The sequence below is a fragment of the Pedobacter sp. Leaf170 genome, from assembly GCF_920984665.1.
GTDB lineage: Bacteria > Bacteroidota > Bacteroidia > Sphingobacteriales > Sphingobacteriaceae > Pedobacter.
The window spans coordinates 134,797-153,586 of the sequence record NZ_CAKLBP010000007.1 but is presented as its reverse complement, the minus strand read 5'-3'; the positions used below and the strand labels follow the sequence as shown (position 1 = coordinate 153,586).

The 18,790-nt window shown below is 35.2% G+C and carries 17 protein-coding genes; 9 read left to right on the top strand and 8 right to left on the bottom strand.

Annotated elements, in window-relative coordinates:
- Window positions 1-151: 151 nt before the first annotated feature.
- The gene (locus tag LUA90_RS16385; protein ID WP_231491757.1) at window positions 152-1,387 is read right to left on the bottom strand and encodes a sterol desaturase family protein; all 1,236 of its coding nucleotides are present in this window, start codon (window positions 1,385-1,387) and stop codon (window positions 152-154) included.
- Between the two features lie 142 nt (window positions 1,388-1,529).
- Here LUA90_RS16385 and LUA90_RS16380 point away from each other — a divergent pair, with 142 nt between their 5' ends.
- From LUA90_RS16380 to LUA90_RS16360, 5 genes are all read left to right on the top strand, one after another.
- Window positions 1,530-2,288: an ROK family protein gene (locus LUA90_RS16380; RefSeq protein WP_231491756.1), complete on the top strand. Its 759-nt coding sequence runs from the start codon at window positions 1,530-1,532 to the stop codon at window positions 2,286-2,288.
- A 95-nt stretch (window positions 2,289-2,383) separates the two neighbouring features.
- A complete protein-coding gene (gene gndA, locus LUA90_RS16375) occupies window positions 2,384-3,799 on the top strand; it encodes an NADP-dependent phosphogluconate dehydrogenase (protein WP_231491755.1) in 1,416 nt (471 codons plus the stop codon).
- A 30-nt stretch (window positions 3,800-3,829) separates the two neighbouring features.
- Window positions 3,830-5,344 (top strand): glucose-6-phosphate dehydrogenase, encoded by a 1,515-nt coding sequence (gene zwf, locus LUA90_RS16370; protein ID WP_231459702.1) that lies wholly within the window; start codon window positions 3,830-3,832, stop codon window positions 5,342-5,344.
- Window positions 5,345-5,450: 106 nt separating this feature from the next.
- A complete protein-coding gene (pgl, locus tag LUA90_RS16365; RefSeq protein ID WP_231491754.1) occupies window positions 5,451-6,176 on the top strand; it encodes a 6-phosphogluconolactonase in 726 nt (241 codons plus the stop codon).
- Window positions 6,177-6,179: 3 nt separating this feature from the next.
- Window positions 6,180-6,536 carry a DUF5655 domain-containing protein gene (locus LUA90_RS16360; protein WP_231459704.1) on the top strand — a complete coding sequence of 119 codons (357 nt, stop codon included), beginning with the start codon at window positions 6,180-6,182 and terminating at the stop codon, window positions 6,534-6,536.
- On the opposite strand, the gene LUA90_RS16355 is transcribed toward LUA90_RS16360, so the two are convergent.
- From LUA90_RS16355 to LUA90_RS16345, 3 genes are all read right to left on the bottom strand, one after another.
- Window positions 6,533-7,414 (bottom strand): exopolyphosphatase, encoded by an 882-nt coding sequence (locus tag LUA90_RS16355; protein ID WP_231459705.1) that lies wholly within the window; start codon window positions 7,412-7,414, stop codon window positions 6,533-6,535. The genes LUA90_RS16360 and LUA90_RS16355 overlap by 4 nt on opposite strands.
- Window position 7,415: 1 nt before the next feature.
- Window positions 7,416-9,473 carry a polyphosphate kinase 1 gene (ppk1, locus tag LUA90_RS16350; protein WP_231491753.1) on the bottom strand — a complete coding sequence of 686 codons (2,058 nt, stop codon included), beginning with the start codon at window positions 9,471-9,473 and terminating at the stop codon, window positions 7,416-7,418.
- Between the two features lie 97 nt (window positions 9,474-9,570).
- Window positions 9,571-10,191 (bottom strand): hypothetical protein, encoded by a 621-nt coding sequence (locus LUA90_RS16345; protein WP_231491752.1) that lies wholly within the window; start codon window positions 10,189-10,191, stop codon window positions 9,571-9,573.
- Between the two features lie 75 nt (window positions 10,192-10,266).
- On the opposite strand from LUA90_RS16345, the gene LUA90_RS16340 reads away from it, so the two are divergent.
- From LUA90_RS16340 to LUA90_RS16325, 4 genes are all read left to right on the top strand, one after another.
- Window positions 10,267-10,758: a YajQ family cyclic di-GMP-binding protein gene (locus tag LUA90_RS16340; protein ID WP_231491751.1), complete on the top strand. Its 492-nt coding sequence runs from the start codon at window positions 10,267-10,269 to the stop codon at window positions 10,756-10,758.
- Window positions 10,759-10,779: 21 nt separating this feature from the next.
- Entirely contained in the window at window positions 10,780-11,226 is a 447-nt protein-coding gene (locus tag LUA90_RS16335) for a GNAT family N-acetyltransferase (RefSeq protein WP_231491750.1), read from the top strand.
- A 55-nt stretch (window positions 11,227-11,281) separates the two neighbouring features.
- A complete protein-coding gene (locus LUA90_RS16330) occupies window positions 11,282-11,878 on the top strand; it encodes a DUF4142 domain-containing protein (RefSeq protein ID WP_231491749.1) in 597 nt (198 codons plus the stop codon).
- A 151-nt stretch (window positions 11,879-12,029) separates the two neighbouring features.
- Window positions 12,030-13,622 carry a S8 family peptidase gene (locus LUA90_RS16325; RefSeq protein WP_231491748.1) on the top strand — a complete coding sequence of 531 codons (1,593 nt, stop codon included), beginning with the start codon at window positions 12,030-12,032 and terminating at the stop codon, window positions 13,620-13,622.
- 89 nt (window positions 13,623-13,711) lie between these two features.
- Here LUA90_RS16325 and LUA90_RS16320 read toward each other — a convergent pair whose 3' ends face one another.
- The 4 genes from LUA90_RS16320 to LUA90_RS16305 form a co-directional block, all read right to left on the bottom strand.
- Window positions 13,712-14,758, bottom strand: a complete 1,047-nt coding sequence (locus tag LUA90_RS16320) for an NAD(P)-dependent alcohol dehydrogenase (RefSeq protein WP_231491747.1) — start codon at window positions 14,756-14,758, stop codon at window positions 13,712-13,714.
- A gap of 86 nt (window positions 14,759-14,844) precedes the next feature.
- Complete coding sequence (locus tag LUA90_RS16315) at window positions 14,845-16,971, bottom strand: xanthine dehydrogenase family protein molybdopterin-binding subunit (RefSeq protein WP_231491746.1); 2,127 nt, start codon at window positions 16,969-16,971, stop codon at window positions 14,845-14,847.
- A gap of 2 nt (window positions 16,972-16,973) precedes the next feature.
- Window positions 16,974-17,957, bottom strand: a complete 984-nt coding sequence (locus tag LUA90_RS16310; protein ID WP_231491745.1) for a xanthine dehydrogenase family protein subunit M — start codon at window positions 17,955-17,957, stop codon at window positions 16,974-16,976.
- Complete coding sequence (locus LUA90_RS16305) at window positions 17,954-18,577, bottom strand: (2Fe-2S)-binding protein (protein WP_231491744.1); 624 nt, start codon at window positions 18,575-18,577, stop codon at window positions 17,954-17,956. Before LUA90_RS16305 ends, LUA90_RS16310 begins: the two co-directional genes overlap by 4 nt.
- Window positions 18,578-18,790: the final 213 nt, after the last annotated feature.

The window sequence follows — 18,790 nt, the reverse complement described above, 5'->3', positions numbered from 1 at the left end:
TGATTAAAGTATCTCTAAAATTAAATGCCGTAATAATTTTGTTACTAATCATAAACCAGGTAAACAGAACCAAGTTTATTTGAGCGCTTTTACGAAAGCATAGCAATTGTAACAATACTATAGGTTAGAAAAATCGAAAGATAAAGAAATACTATTTTGAAGTTTTTTGATAATCTAAAACATATTTATAGTATTTATCGCTAAGCGAAAAAACCCGTTCTAAAACAATGAAAAGCAAAACTGGAAGGGCTAAATATTCAATAATATTAAAGCTGTAAAAAATATAGGCTGTAGTCAAAATCAATCTAAAACATTCTAAATAATAAATCCACCTTCTTTGTTCTAGCAAAGCTCCGATATTGATTAATGAAAGAAGTATGAAAGTAAGAACTGCAGCGCCATCCAGGGCAGATAGTTGTTTAAAGAAAAGTGTTACAAGCGTTAATAAGCCTACAACAATAACAAGCTGCAAATTCAGATAAAATTTAAATTGTATTGGTTTAGTTTGTTTCTTAGCCTGATGATATTTTTCTTCGAGGTAAGGTCTAATATTTTGGTCCATCAATGCCGGGCTACCAAAAACTGCATTAATTTTTGCTTTAAAACTTGTAGCACGTTTGCAGGCCTCTAAAATTTCTAAATAATAATGAAAGTGCTGCCATAAAAAGCTATAACTTTTAATTGGGTGCGTTAAACCATATTTAGGAGCTTCTTCTTCGGTTTGGAAAGTACCAAAAAGCTTATCCCAAAAAACAAAAACGTCGCCATAATTTTTATCAAGATATTTTTCATCTGATGCATGATGAACTCCATGAAGCGATGGGGTAATAAAAATATGTTCAAGCAATCCTAGCTTACCAATTAGTTGTGTGTGCGTAAAAAATGAGTAAGCGCCATGGGCGAGCAAAATTGTAATTATCATATTTGGATGAAAGCCAATTAAAGGCAGAGTACACCAGAACACATTTCTAAAAACTGCCTGGATTGTTGTTATCCTTGCCGCCGTGGTAAGGTTAAATTCTTCGCTTTGATGATGTACAATGTGTGCTGCCCACAAAAAGTTTATTTCATGCCCAAGTCTGTGATACCAATACCAAACTAAATCTGTAGCCAATAATAAAATAAACCACATGTACCATTTATCAGAAATATTAAAAATTGCGTAATTATTATAAACCCAAAAATAAACCTGGTAAAAACTTGCTGCGATAAATAAATTTAAAAGTCGCTCTGCTATGCCAATACTAAAATTAGCCACCGAACTTTCGTATTTAAAAACGGTTTTTTGCCTTCTATGCTGAGCAACTCTATATTCAATAAAAACAAAAAGAAAAAATGCAGGTATTGCAAAGGCCAGATAGTTAATGTGCGACATGTTAATTCTCATTTTTTAGTGAAACTATGCAAACTTAAAAATATTCTACTAATTATATAGATTTAGTAGTTTAAAACTAATCTTTTATTACTCTATTTTATTTTTGTGGTTTTAAATTATTTATAGAACTTCGATTCCAACAAAAAGCAAAGTTATGGCTACAAAAAAACAAGCAGAAAATAGCAACATTTTATCTATAGATATCGGCGGAACAAGCATTAAAACAGTGCTTTTGGATGAAAATGGAAACATGTTATCAGAATACATGAAAAGTAAAACCCCTGAAGGCGCTACTCCAAAAGATATTGTTTCGGGAATTGTTGATTTGATAAAACCAATTCCAGATACCTTTAACAGGGTTTCGATTGGATTTCCTGGTTATGTAAAAAATGGTATTGTTAAAACTGCACCTAACCTTGCAAAAAACAAATGGGAAGATATTGATTTAGCTCAACGCGTTGCTGATGCATTAAATAAACCAGTAAGGCTTGTTAACGATGCAGACCAACAAGGTTTAGGCGTTGTAGAGGGTAAAGGTTTTGAAATTGTTTTTACCGTAGGAACAGGTTTTGGTACAGCCTTGCTTTTTGATGGTGGATTGTTACCACATTTAGAGCTTGCTCACTTACCTGTTAATAAGGAAGAAGATTATGATGATTACATCGGTAATAAAACCTTCGAAAAAATTGGACCAGAAAGGTGGAATAAAAGACTAAAGAAAGTTATTGAAATTTATAAAACAGTTTTCAATTACGATACTTTATATATAGGTGGTGGTAATTCTAAACACATCGATTTTAAGCTTGATGACAACATAAAAGTAGTATCAAATCGCGATGGAATTAAAGGTGGTGCAAAACTCTGGAAACTAAATGATGGCAATAACATCACAACTGTGAGCCCAAAGAAATAATTGAATAACCGATTAGATTTTTATTACAATCAATTAACAACACACACGCATATATTAATTTGTAAACCCTAATTTTGGGTATAAAAGAAATAAAAATGGCAAACAGCGATTCAAAGCAATACAAATTAGGAATGATTGGTTTAGGCACCATGGGCCGTAACCTTTTACTAAACATGGCCGATAAAGGTTTTTCTGTTACTGGTTACGATAAAGACCAGAAAATGATTGCAAAACTCGAAGAAGAAGGTAAAAAACATAATCTCGAAGGTTTCGATAATATCGAAAATTTTATCAGTCATTTATCTACACCTAGAACTTTGGTGTTACTTGTACCTGCCGGACCAATTGTTGATAGCGTTATAGCCGAGTTAAAACCACTTTTAAGCAAAGGAGATATTATTATCGATAGCGGAAACTCTCACTTTACAGATACAAACCGCCGTGTTGATGAATTAGAAAAAGAAGGCTTGCACTTCTTTGGCATGGGTATTTCTGGTGGCGAAGAAGGCGCACGTTTTGGCCCAAGTATGATGCCGGGTGGCGATAAACAAGCTTACAATGTTGTAAAAGATATTTTCGATGCTATTGCCGCAAAAGTTAATAACGACCCATGCGTAACTTATATAGGTCCGGGTGCCTCTGGTCACTTTGTTAAAATGGTGCATAATGGCATAGAATATGCAATTATGGAACTCATTGCCGAAGTTTACGGAATCTTAAAAAATGGTTTAGGCTATTCAAACGAAGAAATATATAAGGTTTTCAAAAAATGGAACGAAGGTCGCCTGCAATCATTTTTGTTGGAAATTACTGCAGAGATTTTCCTATTTAAAGATACCGAAACTCAAAATGATTTATTAGATCAGATTAAAGACGAAGCCCGTTCAAAAGGAACAGGAAAATGGACTTCTGAAGTTTCAATGGAATTACAACTTCCGGTGCCAACTATTAATGAGGCTGTATCGAATCGCGATTTATCAAAATTTAAAAAGCTTAGAGTTTCATTAGAAGAAGCATTTGGCAAAAAAGATGGCAAAATTGATGTTTCTGTTGATGAATTAGAAGATGCTTTTTATTTCTCGATGATTAGCGCCTATGCACAAGGCATGCACTTACTGGTACAAGCTTCTAAAGAATATCAGTATGATTTGCAATTACAAGAAATTGCTAAAATCTGGCGTGGTGGTTGTATCATCAGAGCTAAATTTTTAGAGGATATTTATCAGGCATACGATAAAAATAATTCATTAGAACATTTATTTGGTGATTCTGGCATACAGGAAATCATTAAAAACACATTAAAAGGCACACGCAAAACTATTTCTGCTTGTGTAAACGCAGGTGTAGGTATTCCGGCATTTGCATCTACGCTAACTTATTTCGATACCATAACAACGGCAAGAATGCCTTCAAATTTAATTCAGGCTCAGAGAGATTTCTTTGGTGCTCATACTTTTGAAAGAATTGACAAAGATGGTGTGTTCCATGCCGATTGGAATAAACTTTCATAAACGCATCCCTAGTTTTAATAAACAAATAAAATGAAATCAAACACCGCATTAAGCCCTACAATATTTGTAATATTTGGTGGCACCGGCGATTTAAATAAACGTAAACTTGCTCCTGCGCTTTACAATTTATTTATGGAAGGCTACATGCCTGATAAATTTGCAATAATTGGAACAGGTAGAACAGAGTTTACAGATAAGAGTTATAATGAAGCATTAGAGGATGCTGTAAACCAATTTTCGCGTTCTGGAAAGGTTAAAAAAGAGAAGTGGGAAGATTTTGGCAATACTATACACTATTGCCCTACCGATTTTGCGCAACCAAAAACTTTCGAAAACTTAAAAGCAGCGGTAGAGAAATATCAAAAAGATTTCGGACCAGAAACGCAGGTTATTTTTTACCTGGCAGTTGCACCGAACTTCTTCCCTATTATTGCAGAATGTTTGCATAAATATAAGTTAACGCAAAACGAAGACAATAGTCGCATCGTTATCGAAAAACCTTTTGGTCATGATTTAGAATCTGCAAAAGAATTAAATAAGCTATTAAGTACAATTTTTACTGAAAAGCAGATTTATCGTATAGACCATTATCTAGGTAAAGAAACTGTACAAAACATGATGGCTTTCCGCTTTGCAAATGCACTTTTCGAACCATTGTGGAACAGAACCTATATAGACCATGTGCAAATATCAGTATCTGAACAATTAGGTGTTGGAGATAGAGGCGGTTATTATGAAGGTTCTGGTGCATTAAGAGATATGATTCAAAACCACTTGCTACAATTGGTATGTTTGATTGGTATGGAAGCACCAATTAATTTTGATGCAGATGAAATTAGAAACCGAAAGGTTGAGGTTTTAAGAGCAATGCGACCATTTAATGCAGATGAAATTCGTTTCAATACCGTTCGCGGGCAGTATAGCAAAGGTTGGGTTGAAGGTAAAGAAGTTCCAGGTTATCGCCAGGAAAAAGGCGTTGACGACCATTCAAATACCGAAACTTTTGCTGCTGTAAAATTCCATATTGATAACTGGAGATGGCAAGGTATTCCTTTTTATTTAAGAACCGGAAAACGTTTAAATCAAACTTCATCACTTATTACTATTCAGTTTAGAGATGTTCCGCATCAAATTTTTTCATCTGGTGTAACCGAAAACTGGCAACAAAATAGATTAATTATCAGCTTGCAGCCAGAAATGAGCATCCGCATGCAGGTACAAGCTAAAAGACCAGGTTTAGATATGATTTTAAACCCTGTTGATATGGTTTTTGATTATAAAGGAACGTATGAAGGTGATACACCTGAAGCTTACGAAACTTTGCTGCTTGATGCCATGATGGGCGACCAAACTTTGTTTATGCGTGGCGACCAGGTAGAGGCTGCATGGGAATTGGTAATGCCTATTTTAAATACATGGGAAAGCAAAAAATCAATCAATTTTCCAAATTACCCTGCTGATAGTTGGGGACCAGAAGAAGCCGAAGCACTTATTGCAAGAGATGGCTTCCATTGGTTTAATTTGCCATTAAAGAATAAAGATTAATACTCATTACCTGTCATTGCGAGGCACGAAGCAATCTTAAAGCGTTAGTAAATCAGTTTATTTTAAGATTGCTTTGTAGCTCAACATGACATCCAATTTACAACACATGAACCTACTTATTTATAAAACGCTCGAAGAATTAAATCAGGATTTAGCTGATTACATTATAAAAATTGCTGAAATGGCAATTGAAGAAAACGATCGTTTTAATTTTGTTTTAACCGGTGGAAATTCGCCAAAAGAATTATACAGAATTTTATCTGTTGATTGTAAAGACAGGATTGACTGGGAAAAGGTTTATTTCTTTTTTGGGGATGAACGAAATGTGCCAAATACCGATGAAAACTACAATGGCTTAATGGCGAAGAAGAATTTCTTTGATAATTTAAACGTAGCAGAAGATCATATTTTTTATGTTAACACCACGTTAGCGCCAGAAAAAGCAGCAATTGAATATAAGAAAAGTATCGACGCACATTTTAAAGGAAGCGATATTGTTTTTGATTTAATTTTGCTTGGCATGGGCGATGATGCACATACCGCATCTATTTTCCCACATACTGATTTGGTAAATGATGAAGAGGTAAATGTTGCCGCAGTATTTGTAGAAAAACTTAATACCTACAGAGTAAGTATGACGGCGCCTTTAATCAATAAAGCTGAAAATATAGCTTTCCTGGCATTTGGCGAAAATAAAGCAGAGGCTTTAAGGCATGTTATTGGCGATGAAACAAAAGATTTTGCAACTTACCCTGCGCAACTTATAAATCCAGTTGATGGTAAATTAACCTGGTTTGTTAATGAAGCTGCAGCCAAATTATTGGAAGAATAAAATATGTCTGACAAAGAACTATCAGATTTTTTAAAAGGAAAAACGGAATATACTCTTGAGTTATTCCGTTTTTTTATTGATGAATTTAATAAGATTGGCCCGGTAGAATTGCAACCCTTAAAATCTATGATCGCCATTAAAGGGAAAAACAAAATCGCTTATGTAACCCAATTGGGTAAAAACTTCGTTCACGTTGTAATTCCATTCAATGTCTGCTTTGAAGATAATTTATGTTTCACAAAAATTGCTCAGGTTTTCGGAACAAACCAATATAATCATCATCTGCGATTGTATTTTAACGACGATATAAATACTGAAGTAAAAAGTTATCTAAACAAAGCTTATTCAGAAGAATATTAATCTAATTTTTCCTCTATTAAGAGTTTAATTATACCATCTACCATCCCAACCTTAGGTACATAAATCATTTTAATCCCAGTCCATTTCATCAAAGTAAGATAAATTTCGCTGGCAGGTATAATAACATCTGCCCTATCCGGATTTAAACCTAAAGTATGAATTCTTTCTTTTAATGAATAGCTGGTTAGTTTATTATAAAGTGTATTTAGTTTTTGTAGAGACATTGGTGCGCCATCCTTTTCATCCGCCATGCGAAAAAGCTTGTTAATGTTACCACCAGTACCAATGGCTGCCAGATTTTTATGATTTTTGGTGTGGTGCTTAACCCAGGTTTTCATTTCGTCCCATGTTTCTTCTTTATCCTGATTATCAAGCATTCTGATGGTACCGATATTAAATGATTTTGAGGCTTCCGGAATGCCATCTACAAAAACCGAAAGTTCTGTACTACCTCCACCAACATCAATATAAAGATATGTTTTGCTTTGATCCAAATCTTGTTCGATATGGTTGGCATAAATTATATTAGCTTCACGCTGACCTTCAATAATTTCTAGATCTATTTCGGCTCGCTCTTTAATTAATTTCACAATATCTTGTCCGTTATCAGCTTCACGCATAGCTGATGTAGCACAGGCCAAATATTCTGTAACGTGGTAAACATCCATAAGGTTTTTAAAAGCCAACATGGTTTTAACCAGGTCTTCTGCTTTCTTAGCAGATATTTTCTGGTCTAAAAATGCATCATCACCAAGTCTTAACGGAACCCTAATTAAGGTATTTTTCTTGTATTTAAATTTACCGTCGTGTTTAGAGATATCGGCGATTAAAAGTCTAACGGCATTTGAGCCAATATCTATGGCAGCGTATCTTAACATATTATTGATGTTTCGTTTTCAAATAGTTATAAATATCTACCTGAGCACGGGTTTTCTTACTTAATCTGTTTTTATGGTATTTATTATTGTTTAAAGCATTTATTTGGCGGGCTTTTGTATTATCCTGAAGTTGTATATCAATAATATCCTGAATTTCTTGCTTAACATCTGGGTCTAAAACCGGAAAACCAACTTCTACCCTATGGTCTATATTTCTGCTCATTAAATCTGCAGATGATAAATACATATCGTTTTTACCATTATTGCTGAAGATGTAAACACGGGCGTGTTCCAGAAATTTATCGATAATACTTACAGCAGAAATATTTTCGCTAAAACCCTTAATACCAGGAACAAGGCAACAAATTCCCCTTACAATAAGCTGAATTTTAACGCCTGCATTACTGGCTTCATAAAGTTTGTTAATGATGCTTTCATCGGCTAAACTATTAACTTTTAATAAAATATAAGCGATTTTACCAGCCTTTGCATTTCTGATTTCTCGATTGATAAAATTGGTTAAACGAGAACGGCTTTCGAGCGGAGAAACAATTAAGTGCTTAAATCCTTTAGTTACAGTTCTTTTATTTAAGGCATCAAAAAGTTTTACTAAATCGTTTGTAATTTCTTTTTTAGCAGTGAAAATACTATGGTCGCAATATATGTTGGCTGTTTTTTCGTTAAAATTTCCAGTGGCTAAATTTGCATAATAAACGGGTTTATCTTTTTCTATACGCTTAACAAGGCAAATTTTAGAATGTACTTTATAATCAGTTAAACCGTAATTAACTTTTACCCCTTCTTCCATTAAACGGCTAGTCCAAAAAATATTGGCTTGCTCATCAAATCGTGCTTTCAATTCTACTAAAACAGAAACCGTTTTGCCATTTTTTGCAGCATTAATTAAAGCATTTATAACTTTAGAATTTTCTGCAAGGCGATATAAAGTAATTTGAATTTCAACCACCTTTGGATCTATCGCAGCCTCGCGTAAGAATAAAATAATATAGTCGTATGATTGATAAGGAAGATTAATTAAATAATCCTTATGAGCAATTTTATTAAAAACACTTTCGGTTCTATGTAAACCATGAACTTTTAACGGAACAATCGGCGAATATTCTAACTCTTTTCCACCAACATTTGGGAAAGCAATAAAATCACCAAATTTATGGTATCGATTTCCAGGAATTAAACTTTCTGCTTCAAGCTTTAATTTATTAACTAAAACGGTAAGCATATTAAGTGGCATAGCCGAATCATAAAGCAAACGCATGGGTTTACCTTTTTTACGTTTTTCTAAGCTACTTTTTAAATCATCAATAAATTTGTCGTTAATATTTTTGTCAATATCCAGTTCTGCATCTCGCGTAAGCTGAATAGAATAAGCTTCTAAATTATCATAATTAAACACATAGAAAATATCATCAAGGCAATAACGGATAATATCTTCTGCAAGGATGATAAATTTCAAATCATTTGTTTCTGGCAACACCAAAAACCTTGGCAGGTTGTGCGGCATTTCAATTAAGGCGTACTTTTCCCTAACCTTAGTATCTTTCTTAGAAAGCTTAACAAAGAAGTAAAGGAAACGATCTTTAAGCTCGGGGAATGGCTTATCCAAATCGAGCATTATCGGAACCAGGTTCGAAAGGATTTTATCTCTGAAATGATTTTTTACAAACTCGCCTCTGCTAACGTTTAACTGGGTATCATTTAAAATGAAAATACGGTTTTGAGCCAATTCATTAATTAAAGTCGCTTGAAAAAGCTGATCGAATTTTCGCTCTTGCTTTACAACGATATTTTTAATTTCATTAAGGATTTTTTTAGGATTGAAGCCTAATAAGGCTTTTGCTTTATCATTCAAATTGGTAAGCCTGGTCATTGTTGCCACTCTAACCCTGTAAAACTCTTCTAAATTAGATGAAAAAATAGAGAGAAATTTTATGCGCTCAATTAAAGGAACAGTTTCATCTGCTGCTTCTTGTAAAACGCGTTCATTAAAATACAACCAGCTTATTTCTCTATTAAAAAAAGGTAATTTCTTCTTGCTCATCTATAAAAATAAAAATCCCTGTAAAACAGGGATGTTCAAAACTGCAAATTTATTTGTTAAATCGATGTTAATTCATAAACCGATTAATATTAACAAATTATTTTTTTGTAACTGATTTTGTAGCTTTTTTAATCGTTTTGTTTGCAGAATCTATTGCATCTTTAGTAGCAGTGGCAGATTTTGCTACTGTTTCTTTGGCAACTGGTTTGGCTCGAGAAATTGTTTTTTTAACTGCAGTTTGGGCTTCTTTTACAATTGGAGTGGCTTTTTTCACCTCAGAAACTGCATTTTTTGCGGCATTGGTGCTTTTAGATATTAATTTTTCTGCTTTTTCTTCAGAAGCTATCGCGGCAACTTTAACGCTTTGAACAACTGGCTTAGCTTTTGAAACAGCTTTTTTAACAACCTTTGCAGCTGTTTTTTCTACTTTAGCAACGCCTTTAGCAATAGGCTTTTTAACATCTTTCTGTTTAGCTTTTGTTGTATGCACTAAATCATCAATTTTTTGACCAACATCTGCTTTAATTACAGTAAATTTCTTTGTTAACTTTTTAGCCACTCTTTTGCTGGCTTTTCCAATTTCTGTACTAATTTCTGAAGCATCGTGTCCCAGGCTTTTTATTACTTCTAAAAATTTATCAGTTATAGATTGCTCTAACTGCTTTTTAACCTCCTTTTTTGTTACCTTTTTTAGAGACTTAGATTTAGTAGTTTTCATATTATTTTTCGTTTTTTTGTGAGGTTATTTAATTTCAATTAAATCTACTTAATTTTTTACTTTAAAGCTAAAACCATGCCTTCTTTTGATATTGTAAGTAAAGTTGATGCGCAAACACTTGATAACGCTATTAATAATGCTAAGAAAGAAATTTTGAATCGTTTTGATTTCAATAATTCTAAAAGCACCATCGAACTTGATAAAAAAACAAACACCGTAACCATTGTTACTGAAGATGATATGCGCTTAAAAGCCATAGAAGGCTCTATCATATCTCGCATGATGAAGCAAAATTTAGACCCAAAAAGTTTAAATTTTGGTGATGAGCATCAGGCTTCTGGAAATATGATTAGAAAAGAAATCAGTATTAAAGAAGGATTAGATAAAGAAGCTGCAAAGAAGGTTGTTGCTAAAATTAAAGCAAGTGGTTTGAAGGTACAACCTGCAATTATGGATGATCAGGTTAGAGTAACTGCTAAAAAGATTGATGATTTGCAGGCTGTGATTAATCTTTGCAGAAACGAGGATTTTGGCCAGCCGTTACAATATATTAACATGCGTAACTAAATTGTACATCAATTTATAAAAATGCAGATAAAAGAACATGGCTACATTTTCTCGGATAGCAAAGACCTTTTAAAGATAGATTCGATACATAATTTGAGTACAGAATCTTATTGGGCAAAAAACATCCCGCTTGAAAGGGTTAAAATTTTGATAGAAAATTCGCTTTGCTTTGGAATTTATAAAGAAGACCAACAAGTTGGCTTTGCCCGCTGGATAACTGATAAGGCAACCTTCGCCTGGCTTTGTGATGTTTATGTAGAAAATGAACATCGTGGAAAAGGTTTATCAAAAAAGCTAATGTCTTTTATGATTTTTCATCCGGATTTGCAAGGGTTGCGCCGATATCAATTGGCTACATTAGATGCTCATGGATTGTATGAACAATTTGGATTTAAAGCCTTACAAAATCCTGAACGGCAAATGGGTATTGTGGTAGCAGATGTTTATCAAGCTGAAAGTAGCCAGTAGCAAAAAAACCTTTTCATTGCTTTCGTGTTTTCAATAAAACAAAAACACATAATAGATGAAAAAGATATTCTTTATCGCAGTAGCGATTTCGGCAGCTTCGGCTTTTCAGGCTTGTCAAACGGCCGATAAAAAATCTGCAACTACAAAAGATAGCGTTTCTGGCGATACAACAATGGTTAACGGTACGCATACAACTGGTGCTGAAAGCACTGCTAGTGGTTTAGATGAAGAAGGTGCTACTTTTTTAAGAAAAGCTGCAGTTGGCGGAATAATGGAAATTGAAGCTGCTAAAGTAGCACTCAACAATTCTTCTAATACAGAAATTAAAAGTTTTGCTGAAATGATGATTACTGACCATAGCAAAGCTAACAAAGAATTAAAAGAATTTGCAGAATCAAAAAGAGTAATTACGCCAGATGCATTACCTGCAGAAGATCAAATTCATTTGGATGCCATGAAAAAAATGAAAGGCGCTGATTTTGATAAGCACTACGTTGATATGATGGTTAATGATCATGAAAAAACGGTTACGCTTTTCCAACAAGGAATACAAAATAGAGATGCCGGATTAAAAACCTGGGCAAGTAATACATTAAAGGTTATTGAAGCGCATACTGTAAAAGCAAAAGAAATTGCAGCCAACCTGAAATAGAAAACAATTAAATATCAGAAAATCCTGCTTCTTGCCAAAAGTGCAGGATTTTTTATTTTGCAACCGTCATAAAAAAAATAAATTTTAATCAAATTTTGGTTTAAGAAAATTAAAGCTATATTTTCCCGTTAATTACAAAAAAAACACATTAATGAACACGAATAAAATTTGCAAGTCGGTATTCTATATCGCATTGATTAGCGCCTTGCCATACCTTGCATTTGCTCAGAAAACTAACTGGCAAAATCTTGATTTAAAAACCGATTCTACTTTCGGAATAAGTACCGAAAAAGCATATAAAGAGCTTCTAAAAGGCAAAAAATCTACAAAAGTAATTGTTGCTGTAAACGATGGCGGTGTAGATGCAACTCATGAAGATTTGAAAAGAATTATGTGGGTTAACGCTAAAGAAATTGCTGGTAATGGAAAAGATGACGATAAAAATGGTTACATAGATGATATTCATGGCTGGAATTTCATTGGCGGCCCTAAAGGTTCTGTAGACCATGAAACTTTAGAATTAACCAGAATGGTTAGACGCGACCAAGTTAGATTTGCAAACGTTACAGATGCAAATGTTAGCGAGAAAGACAAGAAAGATTACGAAGCGTTTAAACTAATGCGTTCTGATTTAGAGCAAAAATTAGGAGAGGCTAACCAAAACTTAGCTGGTTTAACCGGATTTAAAAACGCTTTAGATAATGTTGTTAAGAAAATTGGCAAAACCAATCCAACAGCAGAAGATTTTGCAAATTTTAAACCTGCTACTAATGCAGATGCACGTATTCAGGAAGTATTATCTGATGAATTAAAGAAGACTACATTCTCTGAATTTTACGAATCACAAATTACTGAAGGCGTAAAATATTATTCAGAGCAGGTAGAATACAACCTTAATGTAAGTTACGACCCAAGAAGCATTGTTGGAGATAATCAAAATGATGATACAGAAAAATTTTATGGAAATAATGATGTTAAAGGTCCTGATGCGACTCATGGTACACACGTATCCGGCATTATTGCAGCAGACAGAACCAACAAATTAGGAATTTTAGGCGTTGCTGATAATGTTGTTATTATGGGTGTACGTGTAACGCCAAACGGCGATGAGCGTGATAAAGATGTTGCAAACGGTATCCGCTATGCGGTTGATAACGGTGCAAAAGTTATTAATATGAGCTTCGGTAAAGCGTACACCTGGAATAAGGCTGTTGTTAACGATGCTATGAAATATGCGGCTTCAAAAGATGTTTTACTGGTACAAGCCGCAGGAAACGAAAATAAAGATATTGATACGGAAAACAACTTTCCAAATCATAAGGGTTTGGATGAAAAAACCATTGCATCATGGATAACTGTTGGTGCTTCCGGACCAAAAGATGATGAGACTTTAAAAGCCAGCTTCTCAAACTTTGGTAAAACTCAGGTTGATGTTTTTGCGCCAGGTGTTAAAATATATTCAACTATACCAGGTTCAAAATACAAAGAACAAAATGGAACAAGTATGGCTTCTCCGGTGGTTGCTGGTTTAGCTGGATTAATTCGTTCTTATTATCCTAAATTAAGTGCAGCACAAGTAAAAGAGATAATCTTGAAATCAGTAACTAAAGTAAATCACAACGTATCTTACAAAAAAGGCGAAGATGAAAATGGCGAAACAGTTTCTGTTCCATTCTCTGATTTATCAATTAGTGGTGGTATCGTAAATACATACAATGCATTAAAATTAGCAGCAACTTACTAGAATAAACTTTCGATAAATAAGTTTGCACACTAACGAAAAAGGCGTTCCAATATCGGAACGCCTTTTTTGTAACCTAACATTTAGATTTTCTAAACAGTAGCCATATCTATTACGAAACGATACTTTACGTCACTACCTAAAACACGTTCATAGGCTTCGTTAACATAATTGATGTTAATTACTTCAACATCTGAAACAATATTGTGTTCTGCACAAAAATCTAACATTTCCTGAGTTTCCTCAATACCGCCAATGCTCGATGCTGTAAGTGCTCTGTTTCCTTGCATTAAAGCAGAACCTGGAAATTTTAAAGGTTCTGGTGGCAAACCAACGCAAATGTGTACGCCATTAACATTAAGCAACTTTAAATACATTTCATAATCATGCGGAGCAGAAACTGAATCAATGATAAAATCGAAATGCTTAGCGTATTTTTTCAATTCTTCAGGGTCTTTTGTAATTACAAAGTGATGTGCACCAAGTTTTTTAGCATCTCCCTCTTTTGATGGTGAGGTACTTAAAACCGTAACATCAGCACCAAATGCAACAGCAAATTTAACTGCCATGTGCCCCAAGCCACCTAAACCTAATACGGCAACTTTGTGTCCTTTTTTAATGCCCCATCTTTTAATGGGTGAATAAGTTGTAATTCCAGCACAAAGCAATGGGGCAACCCCTTCTAAAGGTAATTTCTCAGAAACACTTACCACAAATTCTTCTGTACAAACAATCTTATTTGAGTAACCACCATAAGTTGGTGTCTTTTTATCACGTTCTAAGCTGTTGTAAGTCCAAACGGTTTCACCATTTTCGCAAAATTGTTCCTGGCCGCCTTTACATGTCGGGCATTCTTTACAGCTATCAACCATGCAACCAATGCCCGCTAACTCACCAACTTTAAATTTGGTAACATCAGTGCCAACTTCGGTTATGCGACCAACAATTTCATGTCCGGGAACCATCGGATAACGAGCCGGTCCCCATTCACTACGTACCTGGTGAATATCTGAGTGGCAAATTCCACTGAATAAAATTTCAATTAAAACATCTTTTGGTCCAACATTTCTTCTTTCGAAGTTCCATGGAGCCAATTTATCGGTTTGGCTGTGAACAGCATATCCTTTTGCAGCTATCATATATTATTTTTTAAAATTCAAAGCTAAATAAATGAGTCGTCATTGTGAGGTACGAAGCGATCTAAAAGCGTTAAAAGTATGTAAAATTATCCTGCCAAAACCTTATCAGGCGTTATTGGTAACGATCTTATCCTTTTACCAGTTGCATTAAATACTGCGTTAGCAACGGCGGCAGAAAATCCAATCAATGCAATCTCTCCCATTCCTTTTGCACCCATAGGGTTAATATGCGGATCTGGTTTATTGATGAAATGCACTTCAATTTCAGGAATATCTGCATTTACAGGAACATGGTAATCAGCAAAATTGTTATTGATGTATCTTCCATAACGATGGTCGATTACGGCTTCTTCATGTAATGCCATGCCTACACCTCCAACTGCACCACCAACCATTTGGCTTCTGGCCGTTTTCGGGCTTACAATTGTTCCCGAATCACCTATTGAAACAATTTTATCAACCTTTACAACACCAGTCAGGCTATGTACTTTTACTTTCACAAAGTGGATTGAAAAGGAATACATCGAATATTCATCACGTTCCTTGCCACCTTGCGATTGTTTGGTTACTTCAATTGATGGTAAATTATTTTTCTTGAGTACATCAACAAAGTTTGATGTCGCATCCATATTGGAATTGGCTGCAAGCTCTGCAATTGTAGATTTTAAGCTTAAACAAACATCATTTACAGCCGAACCAACAGTAGAAAGTGTTGCCGAACCACCCTGACTTGGTGCTGGTGGAAGTGAAGAATCTCCTAATTCAAATTTTATGTTTTCAACCGGAATATTTAATAGTTTACTGGCGATAAGAGTCATTCCCGTTCCTGTACCCGGCCCGATATCACTTGTGGCACTTTGCAAAACCAATGTACCATCAGCTTTTAAAATTCCTTTTGCACTTGCCCTACCTCTATTTGCATTGAAAACGCCAATACTTACACCATAACCATATTTCCATTGACCATCAACTAAACTGCCTGGTTTATTTTTTCGCTCACTCCAGCCTATTTTTTGCGCACCAACACGATAAGCTTCCTTAATATTTTTATCAGAAAAAGGTTTATTTCTTTGCTGATCTTTTTCAGGGTCGTTTTTAATTCTAAATTCCAGCGGGTCCATATCCAAAGCATGAGCCATTTCATCAATGGCACTTTCCAAAGCAAAAGCTCCGGTTGCTTCCCCAGGTCCACGCATCCAAATCGGAACACCTAAATCAAGCGGAACAACAGTATATTGTGTGTTTACGTTTTCGCATTGATACATAAATTTTGCCATGTTTACCACACCTTCGGTAAAGTTTTCATAAGCCGAGGTTTCGCCAAAAGCCCGATGTGTAATTCCGGTTAGTTTACCATCTTTACTGGCACCTAAACCAATGGTTTGTACAGCGGCCGGACGATTACCAACCATCGTAAACATTTGCATCCGTGTGATAACCAACTTTACCGGCTTAGAGATATGTTTTGATGCCATTACCGCTGCAATTTCTGCTGGCCATGTCCTTAAAGCCATCCCAAAACCGCCACCAACAAATTCAGAATTAACTTGGATGTTCTCAATCGGGATTTTAAACACATTTGCAATTGTTCCTTGTGTGGCCTTTACACCTTGCGTTTTTGCATAAACCGTTACTTGGTTATTTGGGCGCCAATCGGCAATAATCCCATGTAACTCCATTGGATTATGCGTTTCTATTGGCAAATGATATTTAGCTTCAATTTGTACTTCTGCCGTTTTGTAAGCATTCTCTATTCCACGCTTATAATCAGGTTGACCTTGTAATTTCTTGGCTTTTGCATCAGATATTGCCTTTTCAAAATCTGTATTAAATTCTTCTTTTGCGTATGATGCTTTCACTAAAGATGCCGCATAAGTTGCCCTTTCAAAGGTATTAGCAACTACAATTGCAATTGGCTGCCCATTAAAGAATATTTTATCCGTATAAAAAATCTTCATTGCAGGTCCGCCTTCTTGTTCATAGGCAGGCGCCGAAGGTTTATTTAAGTGAGATAAAACCGCAATCACGCCCGGTGCCTTTTCTGCGGCTTTGGTATCTAACGCAGTAATTTTCCCTTTAGTAACGGTACTGGTAACTAAAACACCATAAGTTAAACCAGGCAATTCGTATTCTGCAAAATATTTAGCTTTTCCTGTAACCTTGTAAACGCCATCCACACGGTCGTTTTCATCATTTATAAATCTGTTTTCCATGGTTATGCTTTAGATTTTGCAACAGTTAAAGCCTCAATAATTGTATTAGGCGCCATTTGGAGCTTAAAATCGTTTTCACCAAATCCTTTTGCTCCTTTCATTGCCAGTTTCGAAGCTTGTTCAAAATTTTCGATACTGGCATCTTTCCCTTTCAAGAAATCTTCGGCTTCAGTTAAGCGCCAGGGTTTGTGTGCAACACCACCCATGGCCAAGCGAACATCGCTTATTTTTCCGTTTGAAATTTCCAAACCTACAGCTACAGAAACCAATGCAAACGCATAAGATGCCCTGTCTCTAACCTTTAAGTAATTTGAATTTTTACCCAGATTATTTGCTGGGATTTCCAGGCGAATAATCATCTCATCGGTTTTTAAGTTGTTATCTAGTTGAGGGGTATCTCCCGCAAGGCGATGAAAATCTTTAAACAAAATTTTACGTTCACCTTTTTGATTAGCTACAACAACCACTGCATCTAAAGCAACTAAAGCTACGCACATATCACTTGGATGAACTGCGATGCATTTATCCGATGTTCCAAAAATGGCATGCATACGATTAAAACCACCAACAGCCGCGCAACCCGAGCCAGGTACACGCTTATTGCAAGGCATTTCGGTGTCATAAAAATATCCACATCGGGTTCGCTGCATCATATTTCCACCAACTGTTGCAACATTGCGTAATTGGGCAGATGCACCTGCATTTAAGGCCATGGCCAATAGTGGAAGCTTTTCTTTAATCAGTGAATTTTCTGCAACAGCCGTATTTGAAGCTAATGCACCAATAATAATTTTATTGCCAACCAGTTCAATTTGCTTTAGCGGAACATGGTTGATATCGATTAATTTTTCTGGCGATGTTACACCACGCTTCATTAAATCGATTAGGTTTGTGCCACCGGCAATAAACTTTGAGTTTTTATCTTTAAGCAATAAAGCTAAAGCAGATTTAGCAGAAGTTGTGCGGAGATATTGAAAGTTTATCATGCTTTGCTTCCTCCTTTCGATACTTCAACAATTGCATCAACTATATTTGGATAAGCACCACATCTACAAATATTTCCACTCATATACTCGCTAATTTCTGCACGAGAATTTGTATGCCCTTCATTAACACAGGCTACTGCCGACATAATTTGGCCGGGTGTGCAATAACCGCACTGAAAACCATCATGTTTTATAAAAGCAGCCTGCATTGGGTGTAAATCATCGCCATTGGCTAAACCTTCAATAGTGGTAATCTTTTTACCTTCATTCATCACCGCTAAGCTCAAACAAGAATTTACCCGCTCACCATTTACATGCACGGTACAAGCTCCACACTGCCCATGGTCGCAACCTTTTTTGGTACCTGTTAAATGCAATTCTTCTCTTAAATAATCTAAGAGTGTAACTCGCGGCTCAACAGAACTTTTGTAGGCTTTATTGTTTACGGTTAAGTTTAAAGGAATTTTTTCGAAAAGTTCGGCGAAACGTTCATCGGCTTGATTTTCTGCCGCTTTAATCGCCACCCCGGGCGTTAGCGCAATAGCCGTAATTAGCGAACTTTTTTTGAGGAAATCCCTCCTTGTATCGCCTTGGGCACTTTTCTTGTCAGATGGTTGCATATTTTTGTTTTGAGATGTTGCTCTCCTAAGTTCGGTAATCTAAACTGTAAAAACCTGGAATTTAGAAATTTAGAATAATTCTAATAAGAGGGATTTTACAACTATTTATCCAGATATTTAACTAATCGTCATAACTAAAGAAGTGAAGAAATTTTTGTCAATTAAATAAAAGTAACAAGTTGACAGAAAATAATTTCCAAAATGAAATCTCAA

Bases quoted from the DNA above. Each gene is read 5' to 3' on its own strand.
- LUA90_RS16385 (WP_231491757.1), bottom strand. From the start codon at position 1,387: ATGAGAATTAACATGTCGCACATTAACTATCTGGCCTTTGCAATACCT.
- LUA90_RS16380 (WP_231491756.1), top strand. From the start codon at position 1,530: ATGGCTACAAAAAAACAAGCAGAAAATAGCAACATTTTATCTATAGAT.
- gndA (WP_231491755.1), top strand. From the start codon at position 2,384: ATGGCAAACAGCGATTCAAAGCAATACAAATTAGGAATGATTGGTTTA.
- zwf (WP_231459702.1), top strand. From the start codon at position 3,830: ATGAAATCAAACACCGCATTAAGCCCTACAATATTTGTAATATTTGGT.
- pgl (WP_231491754.1), top strand. From the start codon at position 5,451: ATGAACCTACTTATTTATAAAACGCTCGAAGAATTAAATCAGGATTTA.
- LUA90_RS16360 (WP_231459704.1), top strand. From the start codon at position 6,180: ATGTCTGACAAAGAACTATCAGATTTTTTAAAAGGAAAAACGGAATAT.
- LUA90_RS16355 (WP_231459705.1), bottom strand. From the start codon at position 7,414: ATGTTAAGATACGCTGCCATAGATATTGGCTCAAATGCCGTTAGACTT.
- ppk1 (WP_231491753.1), bottom strand. From the start codon at position 9,473: ATGAGCAAGAAGAAATTACCTTTTTTTAATAGAGAAATAAGCTGGTTG.
- LUA90_RS16345 (WP_231491752.1), bottom strand. From the start codon at position 10,191: ATGAAAACTACTAAATCTAAGTCTCTAAAAAAGGTAACAAAAAAGGAG.
- LUA90_RS16340 (WP_231491751.1), top strand. From the start codon at position 10,267: ATGCCTTCTTTTGATATTGTAAGTAAAGTTGATGCGCAAACACTTGAT.
- LUA90_RS16335 (WP_231491750.1), top strand. From the start codon at position 10,780: ATGCAGATAAAAGAACATGGCTACATTTTCTCGGATAGCAAAGACCTT.
- LUA90_RS16330 (WP_231491749.1), top strand. From the start codon at position 11,282: ATGAAAAAGATATTCTTTATCGCAGTAGCGATTTCGGCAGCTTCGGCT.
- LUA90_RS16325 (WP_231491748.1), top strand. From the start codon at position 12,030: ATGAACACGAATAAAATTTGCAAGTCGGTATTCTATATCGCATTGATT.
- LUA90_RS16320 (WP_231491747.1), bottom strand. From the start codon at position 14,758: ATGATAGCTGCAAAAGGATATGCTGTTCACAGCCAAACCGATAAATTG.
- LUA90_RS16315 (WP_231491746.1), bottom strand. From the start codon at position 16,971: ATGGAAAACAGATTTATAAATGATGAAAACGACCGTGTGGATGGCGTT.
- LUA90_RS16310 (WP_231491745.1), bottom strand. From the start codon at position 17,957: ATGATAAACTTTCAATATCTCCGCACAACTTCTGCTAAATCTGCTTTA.
- LUA90_RS16305 (WP_231491744.1), bottom strand. From the start codon at position 18,577: ATGCAACCATCTGACAAGAAAAGTGCCCAAGGCGATACAAGGAGGGAT.